A 2,767-nucleotide genomic window follows, 5' to 3' on the forward strand; every position below is an offset into this window, starting at 1 on the left:
CGACCGGGGGGCGACCGGGCTCCGAGTCTTCGGGTCCGGGGGGGCGACCGGGCTCCGAGTCTTCGGATTGATCTTTCGATCAGATGGGGGGGGCGACCGGGCTCCGAGTCTTCGGATTGATCTTTCGATCACGCGCTCGAGCCGGGCTCCGGGGATCGGGGGGCGACCGGGCTCCGAGTCTTCGGATTGATCTTTCGATCACGCGCTCGAGCCGAGGTCTTCGGAGCGACCGGGCTCCTTCGGAGCGACCGGGCTCCTTCGGAGCGACCGGGCTCCGAGTCTTCGGATTGATCTTTCGATCACGCGCTCGAGCCGAGGTCTTCGGGGCTCCTTTGGAGCGACCGGGCTCCGAGTCTTCGGATTGATCTTTCGATCACGCGCTCGAGCCGAGGTCTTCGGAGCGACCGGGCTCCTTCGGAGCGACCGGGCTCCGAGTCTTCGGATTGATCTTTCGATCACGCGCTCGAGCCGAGGTCTTCGGAGCGACCGGGCTCCTTCGGAGCGACCGGGTGACCGGGGGCGGGGCGACCGGGCTCCGAGTCTTCGGATCGAGTGACCGGGAGTGACCGGGCTCAGAGTCTTCGGACTGATCCTTCGATCACGGGCTCGACGAGGTGGCCGGACAACGGGCCAGCCCGACGAGTACAGAAAATCCTGCAACACCGCGCTCGTGCGGCCGACACCTCTGCGTGGTCTCGTCCGCACAGAAACAAGCCAGCGCCGCCCGCCGCGCGAAAAATCGCGCTCGCGGCCAGGCACGAGGTTACCCGCGTGTCCGTGCGCGGCCCATCTTTCCGCGCCGCAGCAGCAAGGTCACCCGGCGGTGCATCGGGCGCCGGCTACTGCTCTCGACCGGCAACCAGGCTGAGGAGTTGACCAACTTCATCGGCTATTGCCTTGCCTATTCGGCCGGGAGCTACGGCATTCGGATCCACGCGAGCGTGTGGATGTCGAATCACCACCACACCGACATCACCGATCCCGAGGGCAATATCGTACTCTTCAAGCAGAAGCTGCACAGCTTGATCGCTCGGGGGCTCAATGCCTGGCGCGGGCGGCGAGATACCTTCTGGAGTGGTGACGGAGGTTGCGACACTCTGAGGCTCGACGACGAGGAGTCGCTCGGCGACCTCGTCTACACGCTCACGAACCCGGTCTCGGCCGGGCTGGTGCGGTGGTCGCGGCTTTGGCCGGGGTTCACGACTATCGGTTGGAAATTCGGTGAGACTCGGACGTTCGTGCGGCCGAACTGGCTTTTCGACGAAGGCGGCGACATGCCCGAGCAGGTCTCGCTCACGCTTGTCCGGCCGCCAATTTTCTCCGAACTCGACGATGATGCGCTGTATCAGAGGATGATGACCGCGGTCCGTGATTGTGAGGTCGACACTCAGCGGAAGATGCGTGAGGAGGGGCGGCGCTTCATGGGATTGCGCAAGCTCGAGAAGCAACGGTGGAATCGAGCGCCGCAAAGCTTCGAGGAGCGGTTTGCGGTTGCGCCCAAGCACGCGGCCTCGAGCAAGTGGTTGGTGCTCGCGGAACTGCAGCGGGACCGCGATTGGGAGCGGCAGTACGCGGCTGCTCGGGAGCTGCATCTCGCAGGTGAATCGGCAGTGTTCCCGACGGGGACTTATTGGCTCCGACGCTTCGCGGGGGTCGCGGTGGCTGCTCAGCCGGTTCAACCGCCGTAGCGCCGGGAACATGGGGGAGGGCGGGGTTGCGCGATGCTGTCCCGCCGTCATGCATTGGTTCGGTGGCGACTAGTTGGATGCTGACGAGCACACGAGACCGAATTTGGGGCTTGGAGAGCCGGCTCGGGCTTCTCTGAGACCGTTGCCGGATAAAGACTCCCAGTCCGGGTGTCTCTTGAGACCGCTGCGGGACGAAGACTCCCAGTCCGGGTGTCCCCCGCCGGATAAAGACTCCCAGTCCGGGTGTCTCTTGAGACCGCTGCGGGACGAAGACTCCCAGTCCGGGTGTCCCTCCTCCTCCTCCCAGTCCGGGTGTCTCTTGAGACCCGCCCACAGGACAAAGACTCCCAGTCCGGGTGTCCGGCGGGACGAAGACTCCCAGTCCGGGTGCCCCGTCCGGTCCCCGTCCAAAGACTCCCAGTCCGGGTGCCCCGCTCCGCCCAGTCCGGGTGTCCCTTCTGACCCCCGGGTGTCCCTTCAGTGAATCAGCGAATCCAGCGTAGTGAAATCAACCCCCACCGCCGAAGCCACCGCCTCGACCGTGCACGCCCCATCCCAGGTGTTGACCCCCGCCGCGAGGTGCCCCGAACCACGCACGGCCGCCTCGGCGCCATGGTTGGCGACCTGCAGCGCATATCCAAGCGTCGCATTCGTCAGCGCGTAGGTACTCGTCCGAGGCACCGCCCCCGGCATATTCGCGACACAGTAGTGCACCACCCCATGCGCCACATAGGTAGGCTCCTGATGCGTAGTCGCCCGACAAGTAGCGATGCACCCCCCCTGATCAACCGCCACATCCACGATCACCGACCCAGCCTTCATCGCCTGAACCAGCTCCTCACTCACCAGCTTCGGCGCCGCCGCCCCCGGGACCAGCACCGCCCCGATCACCAGATCCGCCCCCGAAACTTTCTTCTCGATATTCTCCGGGTTCGAGAACAGCGTCTCGATCGTATTCCCGAACACATCCTCGAGGTAGGCCATCCGCGCCTGCGAAATATCGAGCACCGTCACATGCGCCCCAAGCCCGATCGCGATCCGAGCCGCCGCCGTCCCCACAATCCCTCCTCCGATCACCG

2 protein-coding genes are annotated in these 2,767 nt (G+C 65.3%); one reads left to right on the forward strand and one right to left on the reverse strand.

Annotated elements, in window-relative coordinates:
• Positions 1-689 precede the first annotated feature (689 nt).
• The gene (locus ENSA5_RS04950; RefSeq protein ID WP_146155334.1) at positions 690-1,688 is read left to right on the forward strand and encodes a hypothetical protein; all 999 of its coding nucleotides are present in this window, start codon (positions 690-692) and stop codon (positions 1,686-1,688) included.
• A gap of 477 nt (positions 1,689-2,165) precedes the next feature.
• On the opposite strand, the gene ENSA5_RS04955 is transcribed toward ENSA5_RS04950, so the two are convergent.
• Positions 2,166-2,767, reverse strand: a 602-nt coding sequence (locus ENSA5_RS04955) for an alanine dehydrogenase (RefSeq protein ID WP_373422420.1), incomplete at its 5' end; no start/stop codon positions are given.

It is taken from the genome of Enhygromyxa salina (genome assembly GCF_002994615.1).
GTDB lineage: Bacteria > Myxococcota_A > Polyangia > Nannocystales > Nannocystaceae > Plesiocystis > Plesiocystis salina_A.